We start from the raw sequence: 18,348 nt of genomic DNA, 5'->3' as shown, positions 1-18,348 counted from the left end.
CGCCATGCGCTCATACCTATCCGTACGCCCCCTGGGGCTGATCAAGACCCTGACCGTGCTGGTGCTCGGCACGCTGACCCTCAGCGGCTGTGCCAGCTTTTCTGCGGACGGAGGCTTCGGCACGGTCCGGGATACGACCCGTGCCCGAATCGGCGCCGATGCCCGCTGGGCCAGAGACGATGCGGACCGCAAGGAGGTCGATGCCCGCGTCGCCGAATTGCTGACCAAGCCGCTGACGGTGGAGGACGCGGTTCAGGTCGCCATCTATAACAACCGCGGGCTGCGCGCGTTGTTCTACGAGCTTGGCATCAGCGAAGCTGAAATGGTCCAGGCCGGGCGGCTGCCCAACCCCCATTTCTCCATGCTGCGTGCCAGTCGAGCCGAGAATGGTGTGCGCGAGTTCAAGATCGAACAGGTACTGACCTTCAACCTGTTTGCGCTGATCACGATGCCCATGGCCGTTGAGGTCGAGAAGCGGAATTTCGCCCAGACCCAGCGCATGACGGCGCTGGAGGTTGCCCGGGTGGCCTCGGAGACGCGCAAAGCCTACTTCGGTGCGATCGCCGCGGAGGAGTCGGTGCGTTACCTCCGGAAAGTCAGGCAAGCTGCAGAAGCGGGTGCCGGACTGGCTCGCAAGATGGCCGAGGTCGGTAATTTCAATCGCTTGCAGCAGGCGCGTGAGCAAGGCTTCTATGCCTCAGCCGCTCTCGATCTGGCTCGCGCAGAGCAAGCCCATATCGCGGCGCGGGAACGCTTGACCAAGCTGCTCGGTCTGCCGTCGCCACAGTCGATTCAGCTCCCCGAGCGCCTGCCGGATCTGCCCAAGGCACCCGACGAACAGCCGGCCGTTGAACAGACCGCGCTTGATCAGCGGCTGGATCTCCAGGCCGTCCGTCTCGAAACGGAAGCGCTGGCCAAGAACCTTGGCCTTACCCAGGCCACGCGCTTCATCAACGTGCTGGAGTTCGGTCCGGCGCGCGTCCTGGAGGGGACGCGGGACAGTGGCTACAAACGCGGCTACGAAGTGAGTTTCGAGCTCCCGCTCTTCGATTTTGGCGGCAGCAAGGTCGCCAAGGCCGAAGCCATCTATGGGCAAGCAATCGAACGCGCGGCCGAGGCGGCAATCAATGCCCGTTCGGAAGTACGCGAAGCCTACTCGGCATACCGCAGCAGCTTCGATATCGCCAAGCACTACCGGGACGAAATCGTACCGCTCAACAAACGGATCGCCGAAGAGAACCTGCTGCGCTACAACGGCATGCTGATCGGGGTGTTCGATCTGCTGGCCGACGCCCGTTCCCAGATCACCAGCGTGAACAGCTACATCGAGTCCTTGCGTGACTACTGGATCGCCCAAAGCGATCTGCAGATGGCCCTGATCGGTAAGCCGTCCCTGGCTCCTGCCGCACGCACCGCACCGGCCAGCACCGGCCGTCCGGATCACTGAACCAAAAGGACATCCGATGACATCACGTCGCGCATTCATCCAAAGTCTGGGACTGACCGGAGGTGCCGTTGCCGCGGCTTCGGTAAGTCCGGTGGCCATGGCCGCCTTGCCGGAACTGATCACGAAGAATGATCCGAACACGGCACCGCCACATCTTCCCCGCGGCGTCACTGGCGCAGGCCGGCCCTACAACCCGGTGGTCACCCTCAATGGTTGGACCCTGCCATGGCGCATGAACAAGGGGGTCAAGGAGTTTCACCTGGTGGCTGAACCGGTTGTGCGCGAAATCGCGCCCGGGATGAATGCCCACCTGTGGGGTTACAACGGACAAAGCCCCGGCCCCACCATTGAAGTGGTCGAAGGCGATCGGGTCCGCATTTTCGTCACCAACCGCCTGCCCGAGCACACCACCATCCATTGGCACGGACAGCGCCTGCCCAATGGAATGGATGGTGTCGGTGGGCTCACCCAGCCTCAGATCCCACCGGGCAAGACCTTCGTCTACGAGTTCGTGGCACGCCGCCCGGGTACCTTCATGTATCACCCCCACGCGGATGAGATGACCCAGATGGCGATGGGCATGATGGGCTTCTGGGTCACCCATCCGAAGGAGCGAAATCCGCTCATCGACGAGGTGGACCGGGACTTCTGCTTCCTCTTGAACGCCTACGACATCGATCCGGGTAGCGATACGCCAAAGGTGAATACGATGCTCGACTTCAACTTGTGGACCTTCAACAGCCGGGCCTTCCCGGGCATCGATTCCCTCAACGTGCGCCAGAACGATCGCGTGCGGATCCGCGTGGGCAACCTGACGATGACGAATCATCCGATTCACCTGCATGGCCATGAATTCACGGTGACCGGCACGGATGGTGGCCCGACACCCAAGGGCGGCCGCTGGCCGGAGGTGACGACCGACATTGCTGTCGGGCAAATGCGCCAGGTCGAATTCATTGCCAACGAACCGGGGGACTGGGCGTTCCATTGTCACAAGAGCCACCACACGATGAATGCGATGGGGCATGACGTGCCGACGATGATCGGTGTCGATCACCGGGAGGCCGCCAAGCAGATCACCGATCTCATCCCCGACTACATGGTGATGGGTGAGCGCGGTATGGCTGACATGGGGGAAATGGAAATGCCGCTGCCGGACAACACGCTTCCGATGATGACGGGCCAAGGCCCGCATGGCGCCGTCGAGATGGGCGGCATGTTCACCATCCTGAAGGTCCGTGCCGAGCAGAAGGCCGGCGATTACTCGGATCCCGGCTGGTACAAGCAACCGCCTGGGACGCGTGCTTACGAATGGACTGGGCCCGCTGCCGAGCCTCCACGTGCCAGCAGCCAGGGAGGACAGTCCATGCCGGCACAAGGCAAGCCTGCTGCAACGGAAGTTCAGGTTCGAAAGCCAGGCCCGCACGCCGGACACTGAATCGCGGTCACGATAACGAGAACTGAGGAGCCCCATCATGAAAAAAACGCTGATTACTGTCGTGGCGCTGGCTGCTGTGAGTGCAGCATCGGGCGCCATCGCCCTGTACGCCGGCGCCATCAACATTGCGGCCGATGAGCCGCATCACCTACTGACCTACCGTTTGCTGGAATTTGCCCGGGAGCGCTCCATCGCCGTTCGGGCCGGAGACATCAAGCCGCCGATCGATCTGGCGAATCCGGAACGCGTCCGCCGCGGCTCCGGCAACTACGACGCGATGTGCGTGGGCTGCCATTTGTCTCCGGGTGCGGAAGACTCGGAGATTCGCAAGGGGCTGTATCCGACGCCACCCAAACTGGCCGACAAGCCGGCGGCGCTGCTCGATCCTCAATTTGCCGAGGCGCGCCAGTTCTGGATCATCAAGCACGGGATCAAGGCGTCGGGTATGCCGGCCTGGTCCAAGGGCGGGATGGAGGATGAGGCGATCTGGGATCTAGTCGCGTTCGTTCAGAAGCTCCCTGGGCTGACTGCCGCCGATTACACGAGGCTGGTGGCGTCCAGCGAGGGACACAGTCATGGTGGGCTCGATGGGCATCACGATAGGCACGCGCATGACGACGACCATGGGGATCATGATCACAGCGACGATGCCGGCCATCATAACGATGAGGCCGCCTCGGTGTCGCCCCAGGAGAAAAAGGGCCATACCCATCCGCCCGGCTTCAAGCATAGCCACTGACGCCGTCCCAGATTACTGAAATGTAATTTTTGGGACAGCTTCCCGTCGGGTTGCGCTTGTCAGAATGAGCCATCCCAATCACCAAAGGACGGATCATGAAACTGCAAACGCTGATCTTGTCGTCCGTACTGAGCCTGATGGCCGGCTCGGCGCTGGCCGCGGTGCAGGTCGATGTGTACAAGAGCCCGTATTGCGGGTGCTGCGGAAAATGGATTGAACACCTGCGTGCCCAGGGCTTCGAGGTGACAGCGCACGATGTGACGGACGTCCCGGGCCAGCGCAAGAAGCTCGGTATGCCCGAAGCCTATGGTTCGTGCCACACCGCCAAGGTCGGCAACTATCTCATCGAGGGGCATGTCCCGGCCGCCGATGTCCAGCGCCTGCTGAAAGAGAAGCCCAAGGCCATCGGGTTGGCCGTCCCCTCAATGCCGCCAGGCTCACCGGGCATGGAAAGCGCCAGGCCCATGCCCTACGAGACGCTGCTTGTGCGTGCCGATGGCTCCAGCCGCGTGTTTGCCCGCCACTGATTATTCATTTGCGTTCATCTGGATCAAATCATGAAAACCACCCTTGGAATCGTCCTTGCCGCCCTTGTCGGCACCGTGAGCCTGCCGGCCCTTGCGGACAACGAAACGCCCGACGCGGCGGCCCACAACCATGCTGGGCACGGTATGGCTGCATCTCAAATGACCGAAGGTCTTGTGAAGAAGGTCGATAAGTCGGCCGGCAAACTCACTTTGTCTCACGGGCCGCTGCCCAATGGCATGCCTGGGATGACCATGGTGTTTCGCGTCAAGGATCCGGCCTGGCTGGATCAGGTGAAGGCCGGGGACACCATCCACTTCATGGCCGAGCAGATCAACGGTGCTATGACCGTCGTGCACTTGCAGCGCGACTAAGTTGCTTCGCGATGTCGGAAGCGCGGGGAAGCACCCGCCTTCCAGGCGTCACCGTCCAGGGAGTGGAACATGAGAATACGAGGCAGGCGGATGCGGTGTGCCGCCATCGCGTTGTTGGGCGCATTCAGTTGGGTAGCTCAGGCACAGGAGGCCCCGATCGGCGCCGACGTGGACTCGCTACTGAACTATGCCCGCAGTCGCAACCCTGACTACGCGGCGATGCGGTTTGAAGCGGACGCCGCCACAGAGCGCATCGTGCCTGCCGGGGCACTGCCCGACCCGAAGTTCCGTACCGAACTGCGCGACATCACGCGCATGGGCGAACAGAATCCAGCGCTGCTGCCGGCCCAGGTCGGCAGCACGCGCTACCTGCTGATGCAGGACGTGCCCTGGCTGGGCAAGCGGGACCTCAAGCGGGAGATCGCTGAACTCGATGCCCGCGGCGCCGAAGGGCGTGCCAGCGGCACCTGGGCGGAACTGGCCGCGCGCATCAAGACTGCCTATTCCCAACTCCAGTACGTCTATCGCAACGAGCAGCTGACTCGCGAAATCCTCGATCTGATGGTCCGTCTCGAGAAGATCGCCCAGGTGCGCTACGCCGGCGGCCTGGCCGCTCAGCAGGACGTGATCCGCGCCCAGGTCGAGCAGACCAGCATGAAAAATGAGTTGGTCGCCCTGCAGAACGAACGTCGGCAACTGCAGGCGCGCCTGAACGCGCTTCTTGCAAGGCCGACGTCTTCGCCCTTGGCAGCCCCGGAACGCCTGCGGACACTACCCGCGCCCGCTCAGCTCGATCCGACGACCCTGGAAGAGCGGGCCAGGACAAGGAACCCGCAGATCTTCGCGGACGAAGCCCGCATTCGCTCGGCGGAGAAGAGTCGCGAACTCACTTACAAGAACCGTTACCCGGATTTCACGCTGGGCATTTCGCCGATCCAGTACCAGGGCGCGGTGCGTGAATGGGAATTGATGGTGGAACTGAACCTGCCGCTACAGCAGGGCAGCCGCCGGGCCCAGGAGCGGGAGTCCGAGGCCATGCTGTCCGCCGCCAAAGCGCGCCGGGATGCGACCGCCAATCAGGTTCTGGGCGATCTGGCCGAAAACCTGTCCGGTTTCGATGCGGCTCGCCGGACCGAGAGCCTGGCCTCAACGAGCCTCTTGCCGCAATCCGAACTTACTTTCAAGGCGGCCTTGGCCGGCTATGAGACCGGCAAGGTGGACTTCGCCACGCTGCTCGACGCCCAGCGGCAGATTCGCCAAGCCCGGCAATCCCAAATCAAGGCCCAGGCCGAGGCACAGATCCGCCTGGCCGACATCGAACGCATTCTCGGAGAAGACCTATGAAAACAGGCGCAGGCATTGCGGTCGGCCTTGCTGTTGCGTTGGCTGCCGGTGGCGGCTACTGGCTCGGGCAACGCCCTTCGTCAGGCCATGAACCCGCTGCCAGTCCGGTTGCGGCGGCACCGATGGATGGCGCGAAGAAGGAGCGCAAGCTGCTGTATTACCGCAACCCGATGGGCCTGCCGGATACGTCGCCGACGCCCAAGAAGGATCCGATGGGGATGGACTACATCCCGGTCTATGAAGGCGAAGCGGATGACGAACCCGCGGCAGCCAACGCGATCAAGATCAGCACCGACAAGGTCCAGAAGCTCGGCGTGCGCACCGAGGCGGCCGAGTTGCGCAGCCTGGACCGCACGGTGCGCGCCGCCGGCCGCGTGGAGATCGACGAGCGGCGCAGCTTCGCGATCTCGCCGAAGTTCGAGGGCTACGTCGAGCGCCTGCATGTGAATGTCACCGGCCAGCCGGTCGCCCAAGGCCAGCCGCTCTTCGAGGTGTACAGCCCCGAGTTGGTGTCGGCCCAGCGGGAATACGCCATTGCCGCCCAGGGCGTCGACGCGCTGAAGGATGCCGGCAGCGAAGCACAGAGCGGCATGAAGCAACTGGCCGAATCGAGCTTGCTGCGCCTGCGCAACTGGGACATTTCAGAAGAGCAGATCCGTGCTCTTGCCAAGTCGGGTGCCACCAAGCGCACGCTGACCTTCCGCTCCCCGGTGGCCGGTGTCGTCACCGAGAAGAAGGCTTTGCAAGGGATGCGCTTCATGCCGGGCGACACCTTGTATCAAGTGGCCGACCTGTCGTCCGTGTGGGTCATCGCTGACGTGTTCGAGCAGGACATCGGCCTGGTGCGTAGCGGCAGCCTCGCCAAGGTGCGCATCAATGCCTATCCGGACAAGGTCTTCGAGGGCAAGGTGAGCTATGTCTATCCGACCTTGAATGCGGAAACGCGAACGGTCGCGGTTCGGGTGGAGTTGCCAAACCCGGGGCAGCTGTTGAAACCCGCAATGTTTGCGCAGGTAGAGGTACCGGTGGAGGGCAAGGGCCAGGTCGTGACTGTGCCGAGCTCGGCGGTCATCGACAGTGGCACCCGCCAGATCGTCCTTGTCGCGCACGGCGAAGGCCGTTTCGAGCCACGGGACGTGAAGCTGGGCGGTCGTAGCGAGAACCATATCGAAGTGATGGATGGCGTCAAGGCCGGCGAAAAGGTGGTTGTCGCCGCCAACTTCCTGATCGATGCGGAAAGCAACCTGAAAGCCGCGGTCGGTGGCTTTGGTCATTCGGGCCATGGTGGAGCACCGAAGTCCGGAAAGGACGGCGAGAAGCCTGCGGCGGCGCCCCAAGCGGCCGGGCACCGGGCTGAAGGCACGGTGGGCAGTGTCGATGCCAAGGACGGGACGGTCAGCCTGAGTCACGGCCCGGTCGCCAGCCTCAAGTGGCCGGCGATGACCATGGAGTTCAAGGTGGCCAATCCCTCGCTGCTCCAGGCCTTGAAGCCGGGCGTTAAGGTGGATGTTGAATTCGTCGAGCGCCAGCCCGGCGAATGGGTCATCACCTCGGCAACCCCTGCCGGCAAGGCGGCCCCTTCGGCGCCGGCTGCCAATCCCCACGCAGGCCACTGACACAGGATCCATCATGCTGGCCCAAATCATCGACTGGTCGGGCCGGAACCGCTTTCTGGTTCTGCTCGCCACACTGTTCATTCTCGCGGCTGGGGTGTTTGCGGTGCTGCGTACGCCCATCGACGCGCTGCCCGACCTCTCCGACGTGCAGGTCATCGTCTACACCGAATACCCCGGCCAGGCGCCGCAGGTGGTCGAGGACCAGGTCACCTACCCGCTCACCACGGCCATGCTGTCGGTGCCCAAGTCGAAGGTGGTGCGGGGTTTCTCCTTCTTCGGTGCGTCCTTCGTCTACATCATTTTTGAAGACGGCACCGACATTTACTGGGCCCGCTCACGGGTCCTCGAATACCTCAACTTCGCCGCGGGCCGCATGCCCAAGGGCGTGACACCCCAGATCGGCCCGGACGCCACCGGCGTCGGCTGGGTCTATCAATACGCGCTGATCGCCAAGGAGAAGACCCTTGCCGAGCTGCGTACGATCCAGGACTGGTATCTGCGCTACCAGCTGGCCAAGGCCCACGGCGTCGCCGAGGTGGCCTCCATCGGCGGCTTCGTGCAAACCTACCAGGTCACCGTCGATCCGGTGAAGCTGCGCGCCTACGGCATTCCGCTGATGAAGGTCGCCCAGGTGATCCGCGACTCCAACCGGGACGTGGGCGGCCGCGTGGTGGAGATGGCCGAGACCGAGTACATGGTGCGCGGCAAGGGCTACCTGCGCGGCAAGGCGGACATTGAACGGCTGGTGGTGAAGGCTGACAAGGGCACGCCGGTGCTGGTCCGCGACATCGCCCGCGTCGAGCTGGCGCCGGACGAACGCCGCGGCCTCACCGAGCTGAACGGCGACGGCGAGGTGGTGGCCGGCATCGCCATGGCCCGCTACGGACAGAACGCGCTGGAGGTCATCCACAACCTGAAGGACAAGATCGCCGAGATCGGGCCCGGCCTGCCGGAAGGCGTGTCGGTGCAGACCGTCTATGACCGCTCCGAGCTGATCCACCGGGCCATCGAGACCCTGAAGGGCACGCTGATCGAGGAGTCGATCATCGTGGCGCTAGTCTGCGTGGTCTTCCTGCTCCATGTGCGCAGCGCGCTGGTGGCGATCCTGATGTTGCCGGTGGGCGTGCTGATGGCCTTCATCGCGATGCGCCTGCTGGGCATGAACTCCAACCTGATGAGCCTGGGTGGCATCGCCATTGCGATCGGCGCAATGATCGACGCCGCCATCGTGATGATCGAGAACGCCCACAAGCACCTGGAGCGCCTGCCGGACGGCCACACCACGGCCGAACGTTTCGAAGCCATGCTGGCCGCCTGCAAGGAGGTCGGCCCGGCGCTGTTCTTCTCGCTCTTGATCATCACCGTCTCCTTCCTGCCGGTGTTCACGCTGGAAGGCCAGGAAGGCCGCCTGTTCTCGCCGCTGGCCTACACCAAGACCTTCTCGATGGCCGGCGCCGCGTTCCTGTCCGTCACCTTGGTGCCGGTGCTGATGCTGCTGTTCATCCGCGGCAAGATCATGCCGGAAGCCAAGAACCCGGTGAACCGGGTCCTGATCTGGCTGTACCGGCCGATCATCGCCGCGGTGATGCGCTGGAAGAAGTTGACCATCGTGCTGGCCGTGCTGGCCTTGGGCGTGTCGATCTATCCAGCTTCGCGTCTCGGCTCGGAGTTCATGCCGACCTTGAACGAAGGCACCTTGCTCTACATGCCAGCCTCTCTGCCGGGCATGTCCATCACCAAGGCTGCCGAGCTCATGCAGACCCAGGACAAGATCATCAAGAGCTTCCCCGAGGTCGAGTCGGTGTTCGGCAAGGCCGGCCGCGCCAACACCGCGACCGACCCGGCCCCGGTCGAAATGTTCGAGACCGTCATCAACCTCAAGCCCCTGTCCGAATGGCGGCCGGGCATGACGACCGACAAGCTGATATCGGAAATGGACAAGGCCCTGCAGTTCCCCGGTGTCGCCAATGCCTGGACGATGCCGATCAAGGCCCGCACCGACATGCTGTCCACCGGCATCCGCACGCCGATCGGCATCAAGGTCTTCGGCAAGGATCTCGCTGAAATGGAGAAGCTGGCCAAAGAGATCGAGGCCGTCGTGAAGACCGTGCCCGGCACCACCAGCGCCTTCGCCGAGCGCATCACTGGGGGCTTCTACCTCAACATCGAGCCCGACCGGGAACAGCTGGCCCGCTACGGTCTCGCCGTCGGCGACCTGCAGGATGTGATCGGTAGTGCGCTCGGCGGCGAGATGGTCACCACCACCGTCGAAGGGCGCGAGCGCTTTGGCGTGACCGTACGCTACCCGCGCGAGCTGCGCTCCGATCCCCAGCAGATCGCCAGCCAGGTGCTGGTGCCGACGATGGGGGGCACGATGGTGCCGCTGGGGCAGTTGGCGAAGGTCTCGGTCGCAAAAGGTACGCCGGGTATTCGCACTGAGAATGCCTTGTTATCGGCCTATATCTTCGTGGATATCCGGGACCGGGATATCGGTGGCTACGTGGCCGACGCGAAGAAGGCTGTCGCCGCGCAAATCAAGTTCCCACCGGGCTACTACGTGACCTGGAGCGGCCAGTTCGAGTTCATGGAGCGTGCCATCGAGAAGATGAAGATCGTCATCCCGATCACGCTGCTGACGATCTTCCTGCTGCTCTATCTGAACTTCCGGCGCATCACCGAAACCTTGATCGTCATGCTGTCGGTGCCTTTCGCGCTGGTCGGTGGCGTGTGGCTGATGTGGCTGCTCGGCTACAACCTGTCCGTCGCGGTGGCGGTCGGCTTCATCGCGTTGGCTGGCGTGGCGGCGGAGACCGGCGTGGTGATGCTGATCTACCTGGATCACGCCTGGGAAGCGCTCAAGGCCCGCTGCCGCGAGGAAGGCCGCGCACCCCACGTGGGCGACCTGTACGAGGCGGTGATGGAAGGCGCCGTCGAGCGCGTCCGCCCGAAGATGATGACGGTCGTCGCGATCATGGCCGGCCTCTTGCCGATCATGTGGGGCACTGGCACCGGCTCGGAAGTGATGAGCCGCATCGCCGCACCGATGGTCGGCGGGATGATTTCCTCCACCGTCCTGACCCTCGCCGTGATCCCGGCCATCTACGCGCTGGTCAAGCAATGGCGGCTGGGACGTGGGCTGGAGGGGTAGCCATAAACAAGGAGGCTCAGATGAACGCGCGCACGCAAACCCAACGGGACCCAGTGTGCGGCATGACGGTGAGTGATGGCGCTCACACCACGGTCTACCATGGGGTGACCTTCCATTTCTGCTCGGCCCAGTGCCTGGCGCACTTTCTGGAGGCACCGGCCTTATTCGCCGGTGCAGTCCGCGGGGAGGATATTCGGGCCATGCCCAAGCGCCGCCTGTTGCGCATCGCGACGGGTGCAGCCCTTGACGAGACCTGCCGCCGACTCCAGGCAATGATGGGGGTGAGCGCGATTCGGGCCGAGGCGGATCGGCTGCACATCGACTATGACCTGCGCCGGGTGTCCCTTTCCCAGATCGAAGCCGAAATACAGGCGGCAGGCATCGTCCTGAAAGGTGGCCTACACGCACTGCGCCGTAGCCTGTAGCGCTTCACCGAGCACAACGAACTGCAGAACGCGGCCCGCAGCGGGCCTCAGGCTTGCTGCAACCGGCCGCCCACGCCGCGCTGAGTGTGTCCTTCACTTTAGGAGGCCGTGATGATCGACTCCCGTGAATCGTCTCAAACTGGAACGGATGCCCAGGCCCACTACCATCACCGCCGCGGTCGATGGATGTGGTGGCTGTTTGCCGCGATGGCCCTGTTCTACCTGTTGGCGGAACACCGCGCCCATCTGTTCGGCGTTCTGCCCTACCTGTTGGTGCTGGCCTGTCCCCTGATGCACCGCTTCATGCATGGGCACCATGGTCACAAGCCTGGACATGCGGCCGAAGACAAGGGAGATCACCATGAACAGCCATGACGGTGATTACGGATTGTGGACGCTGGTCGTCATCAATTCGCTCTTCTTCATCCTGTTTGCCGCAAGCTATTTCAAGCCAAAGAGCAAACAGGACTGGCGCACGCTGGGCATGTTCTCGGCATTTGTCGTCGCGCTGTTTACCGAGATGTACGGCTTTCCTCTGACCATCTATCTGCTCTCCGGGTGGCTCACGGAGCATTTCCCGGGGATCAACTGGCTCTCCCATGACGCGGGGCATCTGCCGGAAATGATTTTCGGGTGGAAGGCCAATCCCCACTTCGGTCCGTTCCACATCCTGTCCAGTCTCTTCATCATCGGCGGTTTCTGGCTGCTCGCCGACGCCTGGCCGGTGCTCTACGAGGCGCAGAAGACGGGGAGTCTGGCAACCACGGGGCCTTACGAGCGCATCCGCCATCCACAGTACGCTGCCTTCATCCTGATCATGATCGGCTTCCTGTTTCAGTGGCCGACCTTGGTGACGCTCATTCTATTTCCGGTCTTGCTCGTGACCTACGTCCGTCTCGCCAAGCGGGAGGAGTCGCAGGCGCTGGAGACCTTCGGCGAGGCGTATCGCGACTACATGCGCCGGACACCCGGGTGGTGGCCGGCCTTCAAGCCGCGTCGGTCGCCCAACTGAGCCAGACGCGCACCCACAAGGAGCTGCCATGAAATCCGCCGCTTCCGGGCACGGGCATGACCATGCCCACCCTCATTCACTGTCCGCTACCCACGACGCCATCCTGGGCAATGCGACAGATCCGGTCTGCGGGATGACGGTCCCGCCCGAGTCGACGCATCAGAGCGCATTTTCAGGTACGACCTACCGGTTCTGCAGTAGTCACTGCAAAGCACAGTTCGATACCGATCCGCCACGTTACGTCCATCCGCAGGCTTCGGCGGCGAGCACCGACCCCGGCGCGGAATACACCTGCCCGATGCACCCGGAAGTCCGCCAGATCGGTCCCGGCAACTGCCCGAAATGCGGGATGGCGCTCGAACCGGTGATGCCGGACCTGTCGGCCGAGGACGATACCGGCGAATACCGGGATTTCCGGCGCCGCTTCTGGTTCAGCCTGCCGCTCACCCTGGTCGTGGTCGTGCTGGCGATGGCGGGACATCTGCTGGGCAACCTGTCGCCGGCCCTCCTCAGCGGCGTGGAGCTGGTACTCAGCATTCCCGTCGTCCTGTGGGCCGGCGGGCCTTTCTTCGTGCGCGGTGCGCAGTCGATCCGCCATCGCAGTCCGAACATGTGGACACTGATCAGCCTCGGTACCGGCGCGGCCTTTCTTTACAGCGTCGTCGCCACGCTGGCGCCTGGGCTCTTCCCGGAATCCTTCATGGCCCACGGCCGGATCGGCGTGTACTTCGAAGCGGCGGCCGTCATCATCTCGCTGACGCTGCTGGGGCAGATGCTGGAACTGCGTGCCCGCTCGCAGACCTCGGCGGCGATCAAGTCCCTGCTGGGCCTGGCCCCGAAGACCGCCAGACGCATCGGGGCCGATGGCAGCGAGGAGGACATTCCCCTCAACCACGTCCATGTGGGTGACCTGCTTAGAGTCCGACCGGGCGAGAAAGTCCCGGTGGATGGCGTGGTGGTCGAAGGCGGCAGTGCCGTCGATGAGTCGATGCTCACCGGTGAGCCACTGCCGGTCAGCAAGCGGGTGGCGGACACGGTGATTGGTGCGACGCTGAACACCTCGGGCAGCCTCGTCATCCGCTCGGAAAAGGTCGGCGCCCAGACCATGCTGGCGCAGATCGTCCAGATGGTCGCCCAGGCCCAGCGCTCCAGGGCGCCGATGCAGCGCCTGGCCGACAGCGTGGCCGGCTACTTCGTGCTGGCCGTCGTCACCATCGCCGTCGCCAGCTTTTTTGCCTGGGGGCTGTTCGGGGGGGAGCAAGGCTGGGTCTTCGGGCTCATCAGTGCGGTCTCGGTGCTGATCATCGCCTGCCCCTGCGCCCTCGGGCTGGCGACGCCGATGTCGATCATGGTGGCCACGGGCAAAGCCGCCACCCAGGGCATCCTGTTCCGGGATGCGGCGGCCATCGAGCATCTGCGCCGGATCGACACGCTGATCGTCGACAAGACCGGCACGCTGACCGAAGGGCGTCCCGCCTTCGAGCGGGCCATCGCCTTGCAAGGCATGGGCGAGGACGAGATCCTTCGCCTTGCGGCCAGTCTCGACCAGGGCAGCGAGCACCCGCTGGCCGATGCCATCGTGCGGGCTGCCCGCGAGCGGGGAATGAATCTCGACAGGGCCGAGCAGTTCGAGTCGGCGAGCGGCATCGGCGTTCATGGCACCGTGGCAGGCCGGCGCCTGGCACTTGGCAATGCGGCGTTGATGGCACAGGAGGGCGTGGCACTCGACTCCACCGCCGAGCTCGACGCCCTTCGCCACAGCGGTGCCAGCGTGATCCATCTCGCCCGTGACGGGCTCCTTATTGGCCTGCTGGCCATTTCCGACCCGATCAAGGCGAGCACGCCAGAAGCCCTGGCGAACCTGCGGGCCGCCGGACTGCGCGTGGTGATGGCGACCGGTGACGGTTTCACCACCGCACGCGCAGTGGGGCAGCAGCTTGGGATCGACGAAGTCTACGGAGAGGTCAAGCCGGCCGACAAGCTCGCCCTGGTGGAAAGACTGCAGCGGGAAGGACATGTCGTGGCGATGGCCGGCGATGGTATCAACGACGCGCCGGCCCTCGCCAAGGCGGATGTCGGCATTGCCATGGGGACCGGCACCGATGTAGCGATGAACAGCGCGCAGCTGACCCTCGTCAAAGGCGACCTGCGAGGTATTGCCCGGGCCCGTGCGCTATCAACGGCCACCGTCCGCAACATGCGGCAGAACCTGGCCTTCGCGTTTCTCTACAACGCCCTCGGCATCCCGATTGCCGCGGGCGTGCTCTATCCAGCCTATGGGCTGGTGCTCTCGCCGATGATTGCGGCGCTGGCGATGAGTTTGTCGTCGGTCAGCGTAGTGGGGAATGCCTTGCGCCTCCGGAGCGCGGAAACAGGCCCGCAGTCTTCCTGACATTTCGAGGACAGCGATGTAATGCTTGGGTCACGCCAGCGTCAGCCGGCCAGTCGCATACTGATCCTGCACATTCATACGGAGGTGACATCATGAAACGCAGTCTTGGCATGACACTCGCGGGTGTCGCACTGGTCCTGTCACTGGGCGCCTGTTCTTCGACGCCGATCACGCCCCCTGTCGCGGAGCTGCCCGAGTTCATCTCGAACGCGTCCACGCCGGCGGATCATCAACGCATCGCCGATTACTTTGCGAAGAAGGCGGCGGGCTACGACGCCGAAGCGAAGCAACACGACAGGATGGCTGTCGCGTATTCGGGGCGTCCCAAGGGCGACGCCGGGCTGTGGGCCTCTCACTGCAGTGCCTTGAGGCTGAAGCTCAAGGAAGCGGCCCAGGAGGCCCGAGTGCTGGAAAAGGCACATCGCGACGCGGCGGCCAGTCTGAGCCAATGAGGGCACGGTGCCTCGGCGGGAGGTGCGGCGGGGTCATCGAAAGCGAGGGGGAAGACCATGCAAGAATCGAACGAAGACCTGCGGGAGCGCCTGCAGGCCCAGTTGGACCTAGCCGCGGGTTTGTGCCGGCTGGGTTTTACTTACGGCGAGCAAGTCGCCACGTTATCCACTGAGGCCGTGCAGAAGTGGGTGCGCCAGGCGGATCACGATGCCGAGGCGCTGATACGCGGGGACTTCTCCGTATTCCCGGAAAAGGGTCGGATTGCCGTGGATCACTGGACGGCGCTGCTGTCCTGCACGCTGGAGTTTCAGAAAGCCGTTCTGGCGGCACTTCCAAAGCGCGAGTGAGCATGTGGCGGTCTGGCAACCTGACAAGAATGTAATCGTTGGGTCATGTCTCTGACGGCTAGAAAAGCACACACTGGGCATGTCGGACTCGCCCACCGGCTTCACGAATTTTTTGGATACCCACTTTTGGAGATGCTGTCATGAAACTCAATACCTTCCTTTCGACCGCCCTGATCGCCACCGTCGCAGCCCTGTCCTTTGGCGCGCAGGCCGCAGATGCCGACAAGGCGCCGACCGAACAAACCGAAAAGGCTGCACCGAAGAAGGTGAAGCCCCATTCCCACATGACCGAGAAGACCGGCGTGCCGGCTCCGGCCTCCGAAGCCACGGCTGACAAGCCGGCTCCGGCGAAGGATGCGAAGCGTCACAACCACCAGCGAGACGCTAAGTAAGTTAATCGTTCAGAGGCCCCTCTTTAGGGGCCTCGGTGTTTCCAAAATGAAATCGCACGTCCACGATGAACACGGGAGCCGGTGTTCGTGCCGCATCCTGGCCGAAGCGGTCGGCTGCAAACCCGAAGCCATCGCCTTTTCTTTTTGCCAGGCGGTGTTGATGAAACGCTGGATCGTGGAGTGCAACCATGGCTGCCTAGACAAGCCGCCGGTGCCAAAGCTCAGCAGTAAATGGCACGAGACCGGACCGATCGACCCGGTGAAAGCCATCCTGATCATGAACGAACAGGAGTAATGGGCCATGCCTCCCGTCACTGGCGTTGGGACTTCTGGATCTGCTCCGGTAGTCGAGAATAACGGACACAGTGCGCATGGGGCACCGATGAGCGGCGCACCCTCTTTTGCGTCCGCGCTATCCCAGGCATTGGGCCGCGGTACCGTTGGAGCGCCCCCTGCAGGTGCGTCCTTCCCTGTTGCCTCAAGCACGGCGGGGGCCAGTTCGGCTTCGCGCGACACACGGACGGCGCTGGGAACGGGTTTGCAATCCCGACACATTCCCTTGGCAGGTTCGGGGCATCCGAGCCACGACTTTCAACAAGTCGCGATGGGACTGCGAGCGTATCGGCAGCAGATCATCGCGTCGAATATCGCCAATGCCGACACGCCGGGTTACAAGGCCATCGACATCGATTTCCAGGAAGCGCTACGTATTGTCCAGGCATCGGAAACCGTACCTCCGGTTTCCTTGGTTACGACCTCGGCAGGGCATTTGCCTGGGCAAAGTGCCAATCCCCAGGCATCCATCCCGCTCAAATACCATGTGCCCAGCCAGGGCTCGATCGATGGGAACACGGTCGAGATGGATGTCGAGCGCGCCAAATTTGCGGAGAACACGATGATGCTGCAGTTCGCAATGGACCGGGTGAGTGGGCACTTCAAGCATGAAATGGAAATGCTCCAGAACCTGAAGTGACGGGCTCACGTGAGTACCCCTTTGCCGGAAACCCCCCGTCAGTTGCGCTGGATGCTGGCCATCCGACTTGGGCTGGCTGCGCTGGTTGTTGCGCTCATCGCCGGCGGTGTTGCCTACTGGATTGGTACCTACCGCGCCGAGCGGGCGGCCTTGGAGCAAGCCACGCGAAGTGCCCGCCATTTCGCGAACCCTGCAATGCAGATGATCCTCAGTTCCGGTCGGCCAGACGGTCATGACGGCCTGGAACGTCTGCTCGATAAGAGTCGCTTTGTCGGCCTGCAGGTGTTCGACCGGGCTGGCCGTCAGGTCTATGAGAACTGGGGAACGAGCGCCACCTCGCTCATCGACGTCCTCCGTACCCAGGCGCTGAAGCGCCCCGAACGCGATCAGATTCACCGCACCTGGCTCGACGTGAGTGCCGAACACCTCATTCACGTGGTTGTTCCAATTGTGGACAGCAATGACCGCCTTGCGGGCTACGTGCGAACGATCAGCCGGCTCGATGCGGAAACCGTCCGGGCCCAGCGGGATCAGGTTCGTACGGGAGCTCTCACTGCCGTCGGGGCCGTGCTGGCCACCGCCTTCGTGCTGTACCCGCTGATGCTCGCCATGCTGCGACGCTCCATGGGACTGTCCCGTTCCTTGCTCGACTCGAACCTATCGCTGATCCGCTCCCTGGGTAATGCCGTGGCCAAGAAGGATTCCGGCACGGATGCCCATAACTATCGGGTCACCCTCTACGCCATCGGTCTGGCGGAGGCACTGAAGGTCTCGGTGGAGGAGATCTCGCATCTGGTCGCCGGCGCCTTCCTGCACGACGTGGGCAAGATCGGCATTCCCGACCACATTCTCCTGAAGGGGGGCACCTTGACGCCCGCTGAACTCCAGATCATGCAGACGCATCCGGTCCTTGGTACGGAGATCGTCACTGGAAACCCCTGGTTGCAGGAGGCCGCGGTGATCATCCGGCACCACCATGAAAGGCTGGACGGCAAGGGATACCCGGATGGTTTGCGCGGTGACGAGATTCCGCTGATTGCCCGGATCTTTGCTGTCGTCGATGTGTTCGATGCGCTGACCTCCGAGCGTTCCTACAAATCCCCGATGGGGTTCGAGGAGGCGATGCAGATCATTGTCCGCGAATCGGGAAGTCATTTTGATCCGCGCATTGTTGGCACCTTCAAGGACATCTCGCCAGTGTTGTACGCCACGATCACCGGTGCGGATACGAAGGAATTACAACGACGCCTGCATGAGGCGCTGTTACGCTACTTCAAACTGGGTGGTGTGGCATCAGTTACGTGATTTAAACGGGAGCAGGCCGATTTCGGGTGCCACGCCATCCCACGGTGATCTGGTCGTCGGGAGATTTTGGATACAATATTCGAATGCTTAGATCGGAACTAATGGCTCTATTGGGGGCACGAATGCCGCACGTCGAGTCGGATCGGGTTGAACAGTCGGTCCTTACGATCCTCCGCTCGATGGCCCAGTCGCTCACGGACGGCGGACGGATAGAAATCCGCGATTTTGGGAGCTTTGCCCCCCACCGGCGTGACGCCAGAAAGGGGCGCAACCCGAAGACCGGAGATGCCGTGAACATCCCTCCCAAAGTGGTCGTGCGATTCAAGGCCGGCAAAGCGCTACGCGAGCGAGTGTAAAAGGCATCAGGAAAGCCCCTGTGCAAAGGTGGGCCCGAGCCCCGTTGCACCTTTGCTTGGTG

The 18,348-nt window shown here is 63.2% G+C and carries 19 protein-coding genes; all 19 read left to right on the top strand.

Going from position 1 to position 18,348, the window contains the following annotated elements:
- The first annotated feature begins 4 nt into the window (after positions 1–4).
- The 19 genes from B4920_RS18750 to B4920_RS18660 all read left to right on the top strand — a co-directional run bounded on the left by B4920_RS18750 (position 5) and on the right by B4920_RS18660 (position 18,286).
- Positions 5–1,447 (top strand): TolC family protein, encoded by a 1,443-nt coding sequence (locus B4920_RS18750; RefSeq protein ID WP_079436202.1) that lies wholly within the window; start codon positions 5–7, stop codon positions 1,445–1,447.
- A gap of 16 nt (positions 1,448–1,463) precedes the next feature.
- Complete coding sequence (locus tag B4920_RS18745) at positions 1,464–2,885, top strand: multicopper oxidase family protein (protein ID WP_079436200.1); 1,422 nt, start codon at positions 1,464–1,466, stop codon at positions 2,883–2,885.
- Between the two features lie 37 nt (positions 2,886–2,922).
- Positions 2,923–3,624, top strand: coding sequence for a cytochrome c (locus tag B4920_RS18740; protein WP_079436199.1), 702 nt, complete (start codon positions 2,923–2,925; stop codon positions 3,622–3,624).
- A gap of 95 nt (positions 3,625–3,719) precedes the next feature.
- A complete protein-coding gene (locus B4920_RS18735) occupies positions 3,720–4,151 on the top strand; it encodes a DUF411 domain-containing protein (protein WP_079436198.1) in 432 nt (143 codons plus the stop codon).
- A gap of 30 nt (positions 4,152–4,181) precedes the next feature.
- A complete protein-coding gene (locus B4920_RS18730; RefSeq protein WP_079436196.1) occupies positions 4,182–4,523 on the top strand; it encodes a copper-binding protein in 342 nt (113 codons plus the stop codon).
- A 168-nt stretch (positions 4,524–4,691) separates the two neighbouring features.
- Positions 4,692–5,867: a TolC family protein gene (locus B4920_RS18725; protein WP_254050987.1), complete on the top strand. Its 1,176-nt coding sequence runs from the start codon at positions 4,692–4,694 to the stop codon at positions 5,865–5,867.
- On the top strand, positions 5,864–7,483 hold the full coding sequence (locus B4920_RS18720; protein WP_079436192.1) for an efflux RND transporter periplasmic adaptor subunit: 1,620 nt from the start codon (positions 5,864–5,866) through the stop codon (positions 7,481–7,483). Before B4920_RS18725 ends, B4920_RS18720 begins: the two co-directional genes overlap by 4 nt.
- A gap of 13 nt (positions 7,484–7,496) precedes the next feature.
- Positions 7,497–10,631 carry an efflux RND transporter permease subunit gene (locus B4920_RS18715; RefSeq protein WP_079436191.1) on the top strand — a complete coding sequence of 1,045 codons (3,135 nt, stop codon included), beginning with the start codon at positions 7,497–7,499 and terminating at the stop codon, positions 10,629–10,631.
- A 20-nt stretch (positions 10,632–10,651) separates the two neighbouring features.
- Complete coding sequence (locus tag B4920_RS18710; RefSeq protein WP_161493335.1) at positions 10,652–11,056, top strand: YHS domain-containing protein; 405 nt, start codon at positions 10,652–10,654, stop codon at positions 11,054–11,056.
- Positions 11,057–11,242: 186 nt separating this feature from the next.
- Positions 11,243–11,431 carry a DUF2933 domain-containing protein gene (locus B4920_RS18705; RefSeq protein ID WP_368664732.1) on the top strand — a complete coding sequence of 63 codons (189 nt, stop codon included), beginning with the start codon at positions 11,243–11,245 and terminating at the stop codon, positions 11,429–11,431.
- Positions 11,418–12,068: an isoprenylcysteine carboxylmethyltransferase family protein gene (locus B4920_RS18700; protein ID WP_079436185.1), complete on the top strand. Its 651-nt coding sequence runs from the start codon at positions 11,418–11,420 to the stop codon at positions 12,066–12,068. Before B4920_RS18705 ends, B4920_RS18700 begins: the two co-directional genes overlap by 14 nt.
- Before the next feature lie 28 nt (positions 12,069–12,096).
- Positions 12,097–14,460: a heavy metal translocating P-type ATPase gene (locus tag B4920_RS18695; RefSeq protein WP_079436183.1), complete on the top strand. Its 2,364-nt coding sequence runs from the start codon at positions 12,097–12,099 to the stop codon at positions 14,458–14,460.
- A gap of 92 nt (positions 14,461–14,552) precedes the next feature.
- Positions 14,553–14,912: a hypothetical protein gene (locus B4920_RS18690; protein ID WP_139379558.1), complete on the top strand. Its 360-nt coding sequence runs from the start codon at positions 14,553–14,555 to the stop codon at positions 14,910–14,912.
- Between the two features lie 57 nt (positions 14,913–14,969).
- On the top strand, positions 14,970–15,260 hold the full coding sequence (locus B4920_RS18685; protein ID WP_079436180.1) for a hypothetical protein: 291 nt from the start codon (positions 14,970–14,972) through the stop codon (positions 15,258–15,260).
- Between the two features lie 140 nt (positions 15,261–15,400).
- Positions 15,401–15,652 (top strand): hypothetical protein, encoded by a 252-nt coding sequence (locus tag B4920_RS18680; protein WP_079436179.1) that lies wholly within the window; start codon positions 15,401–15,403, stop codon positions 15,650–15,652.
- A gap of 46 nt (positions 15,653–15,698) precedes the next feature.
- Entirely contained in the window at positions 15,699–15,947 is a 249-nt protein-coding gene (locus B4920_RS18675; RefSeq protein WP_079436178.1) for a hypothetical protein, read from the top strand.
- Positions 15,948–16,190: 243 nt separating this feature from the next.
- Positions 16,191–16,625 (top strand): flagellar basal body rod protein FlgB, encoded by a 435-nt coding sequence (gene flgB, locus B4920_RS30535; RefSeq protein ID WP_254050986.1) that lies wholly within the window; start codon positions 16,191–16,193, stop codon positions 16,623–16,625.
- Positions 16,626–16,634: 9 nt separating this feature from the next.
- On the top strand, positions 16,635–17,930 hold the full coding sequence (locus B4920_RS18665; protein WP_139379557.1) for an HD-GYP domain-containing protein: 1,296 nt from the start codon (positions 16,635–16,637) through the stop codon (positions 17,928–17,930).
- 83 nt (positions 17,931–18,013) lie between these two features.
- Complete coding sequence (locus B4920_RS18660; RefSeq protein ID WP_079436174.1) at positions 18,014–18,286, top strand: HU family DNA-binding protein; 273 nt, start codon at positions 18,014–18,016, stop codon at positions 18,284–18,286.
- Positions 18,287–18,348: the final 62 nt, after the last annotated feature.

The sequence above is a fragment of the Zoogloea sp. LCSB751 genome (assembly GCF_002028455.1).
In the GTDB taxonomy this organism is placed as follows: domain Bacteria; phylum Pseudomonadota; class Gammaproteobacteria; order Burkholderiales; family Rhodocyclaceae; genus Zoogloea.
The sequence above is the reverse complement of the archived record's forward strand: the minus strand, read 5'-3'. Positions and strand labels throughout refer to the sequence as shown.

What these genes read in the sequence shown, in the direction of transcription:
- B4920_RS18685 (WP_079436180.1), top strand. Translation starts at nt 14,970, where the DNA reads ATGCAAGAATCGAACGAAGACCTGCGGGAGCGCCTGCAGGCCCAGTTG.
- B4920_RS18730 (WP_079436196.1), top strand. Translation starts at nt 4,182, where the DNA reads ATGAAAACCACCCTTGGAATCGTCCTTGCCGCCCTTGTCGGCACCGTG.
- B4920_RS18710 (WP_161493335.1), top strand. Translation starts at nt 10,652, where the DNA reads ATGAACGCGCGCACGCAAACCCAACGGGACCCAGTGTGCGGCATGACG.
- B4920_RS18705 (WP_368664732.1), top strand. Translation starts at nt 11,243, where the DNA reads ATGTGGTGGCTGTTTGCCGCGATGGCCCTGTTCTACCTGTTGGCGGAA.
- B4920_RS18680 (WP_079436179.1), top strand. Translation starts at nt 15,401, where the DNA reads ATGAAACTCAATACCTTCCTTTCGACCGCCCTGATCGCCACCGTCGCA.
- B4920_RS18700 (WP_079436185.1), top strand. Translation starts at nt 11,418, where the DNA reads ATGAACAGCCATGACGGTGATTACGGATTGTGGACGCTGGTCGTCATC.
- B4920_RS18675 (WP_079436178.1), top strand. Translation starts at nt 15,699, where the DNA reads ATGAAATCGCACGTCCACGATGAACACGGGAGCCGGTGTTCGTGCCGC.
- B4920_RS18745 (WP_079436200.1), top strand. Translation starts at nt 1,464, where the DNA reads ATGACATCACGTCGCGCATTCATCCAAAGTCTGGGACTGACCGGAGGT.
- B4920_RS18715 (WP_079436191.1), top strand. Translation starts at nt 7,497, where the DNA reads ATGCTGGCCCAAATCATCGACTGGTCGGGCCGGAACCGCTTTCTGGTT.
- B4920_RS18660 (WP_079436174.1), top strand. Translation starts at nt 18,014, where the DNA reads ATGCTTAGATCGGAACTAATGGCTCTATTGGGGGCACGAATGCCGCAC.
- B4920_RS18750 (WP_079436202.1), top strand. Translation starts at nt 5, where the DNA reads ATGCGCTCATACCTATCCGTACGCCCCCTGGGGCTGATCAAGACCCTG.
- B4920_RS18740 (WP_079436199.1), top strand. Translation starts at nt 2,923, where the DNA reads ATGAAAAAAACGCTGATTACTGTCGTGGCGCTGGCTGCTGTGAGTGCA.
- B4920_RS18695 (WP_079436183.1), top strand. Translation starts at nt 12,097, where the DNA reads ATGAAATCCGCCGCTTCCGGGCACGGGCATGACCATGCCCACCCTCAT.
- B4920_RS18735 (WP_079436198.1), top strand. Translation starts at nt 3,720, where the DNA reads ATGAAACTGCAAACGCTGATCTTGTCGTCCGTACTGAGCCTGATGGCC.
- B4920_RS18690 (WP_139379558.1), top strand. Translation starts at nt 14,553, where the DNA reads ATGAAACGCAGTCTTGGCATGACACTCGCGGGTGTCGCACTGGTCCTG.
- B4920_RS18720 (WP_079436192.1), top strand. Translation starts at nt 5,864, where the DNA reads ATGAAAACAGGCGCAGGCATTGCGGTCGGCCTTGCTGTTGCGTTGGCT.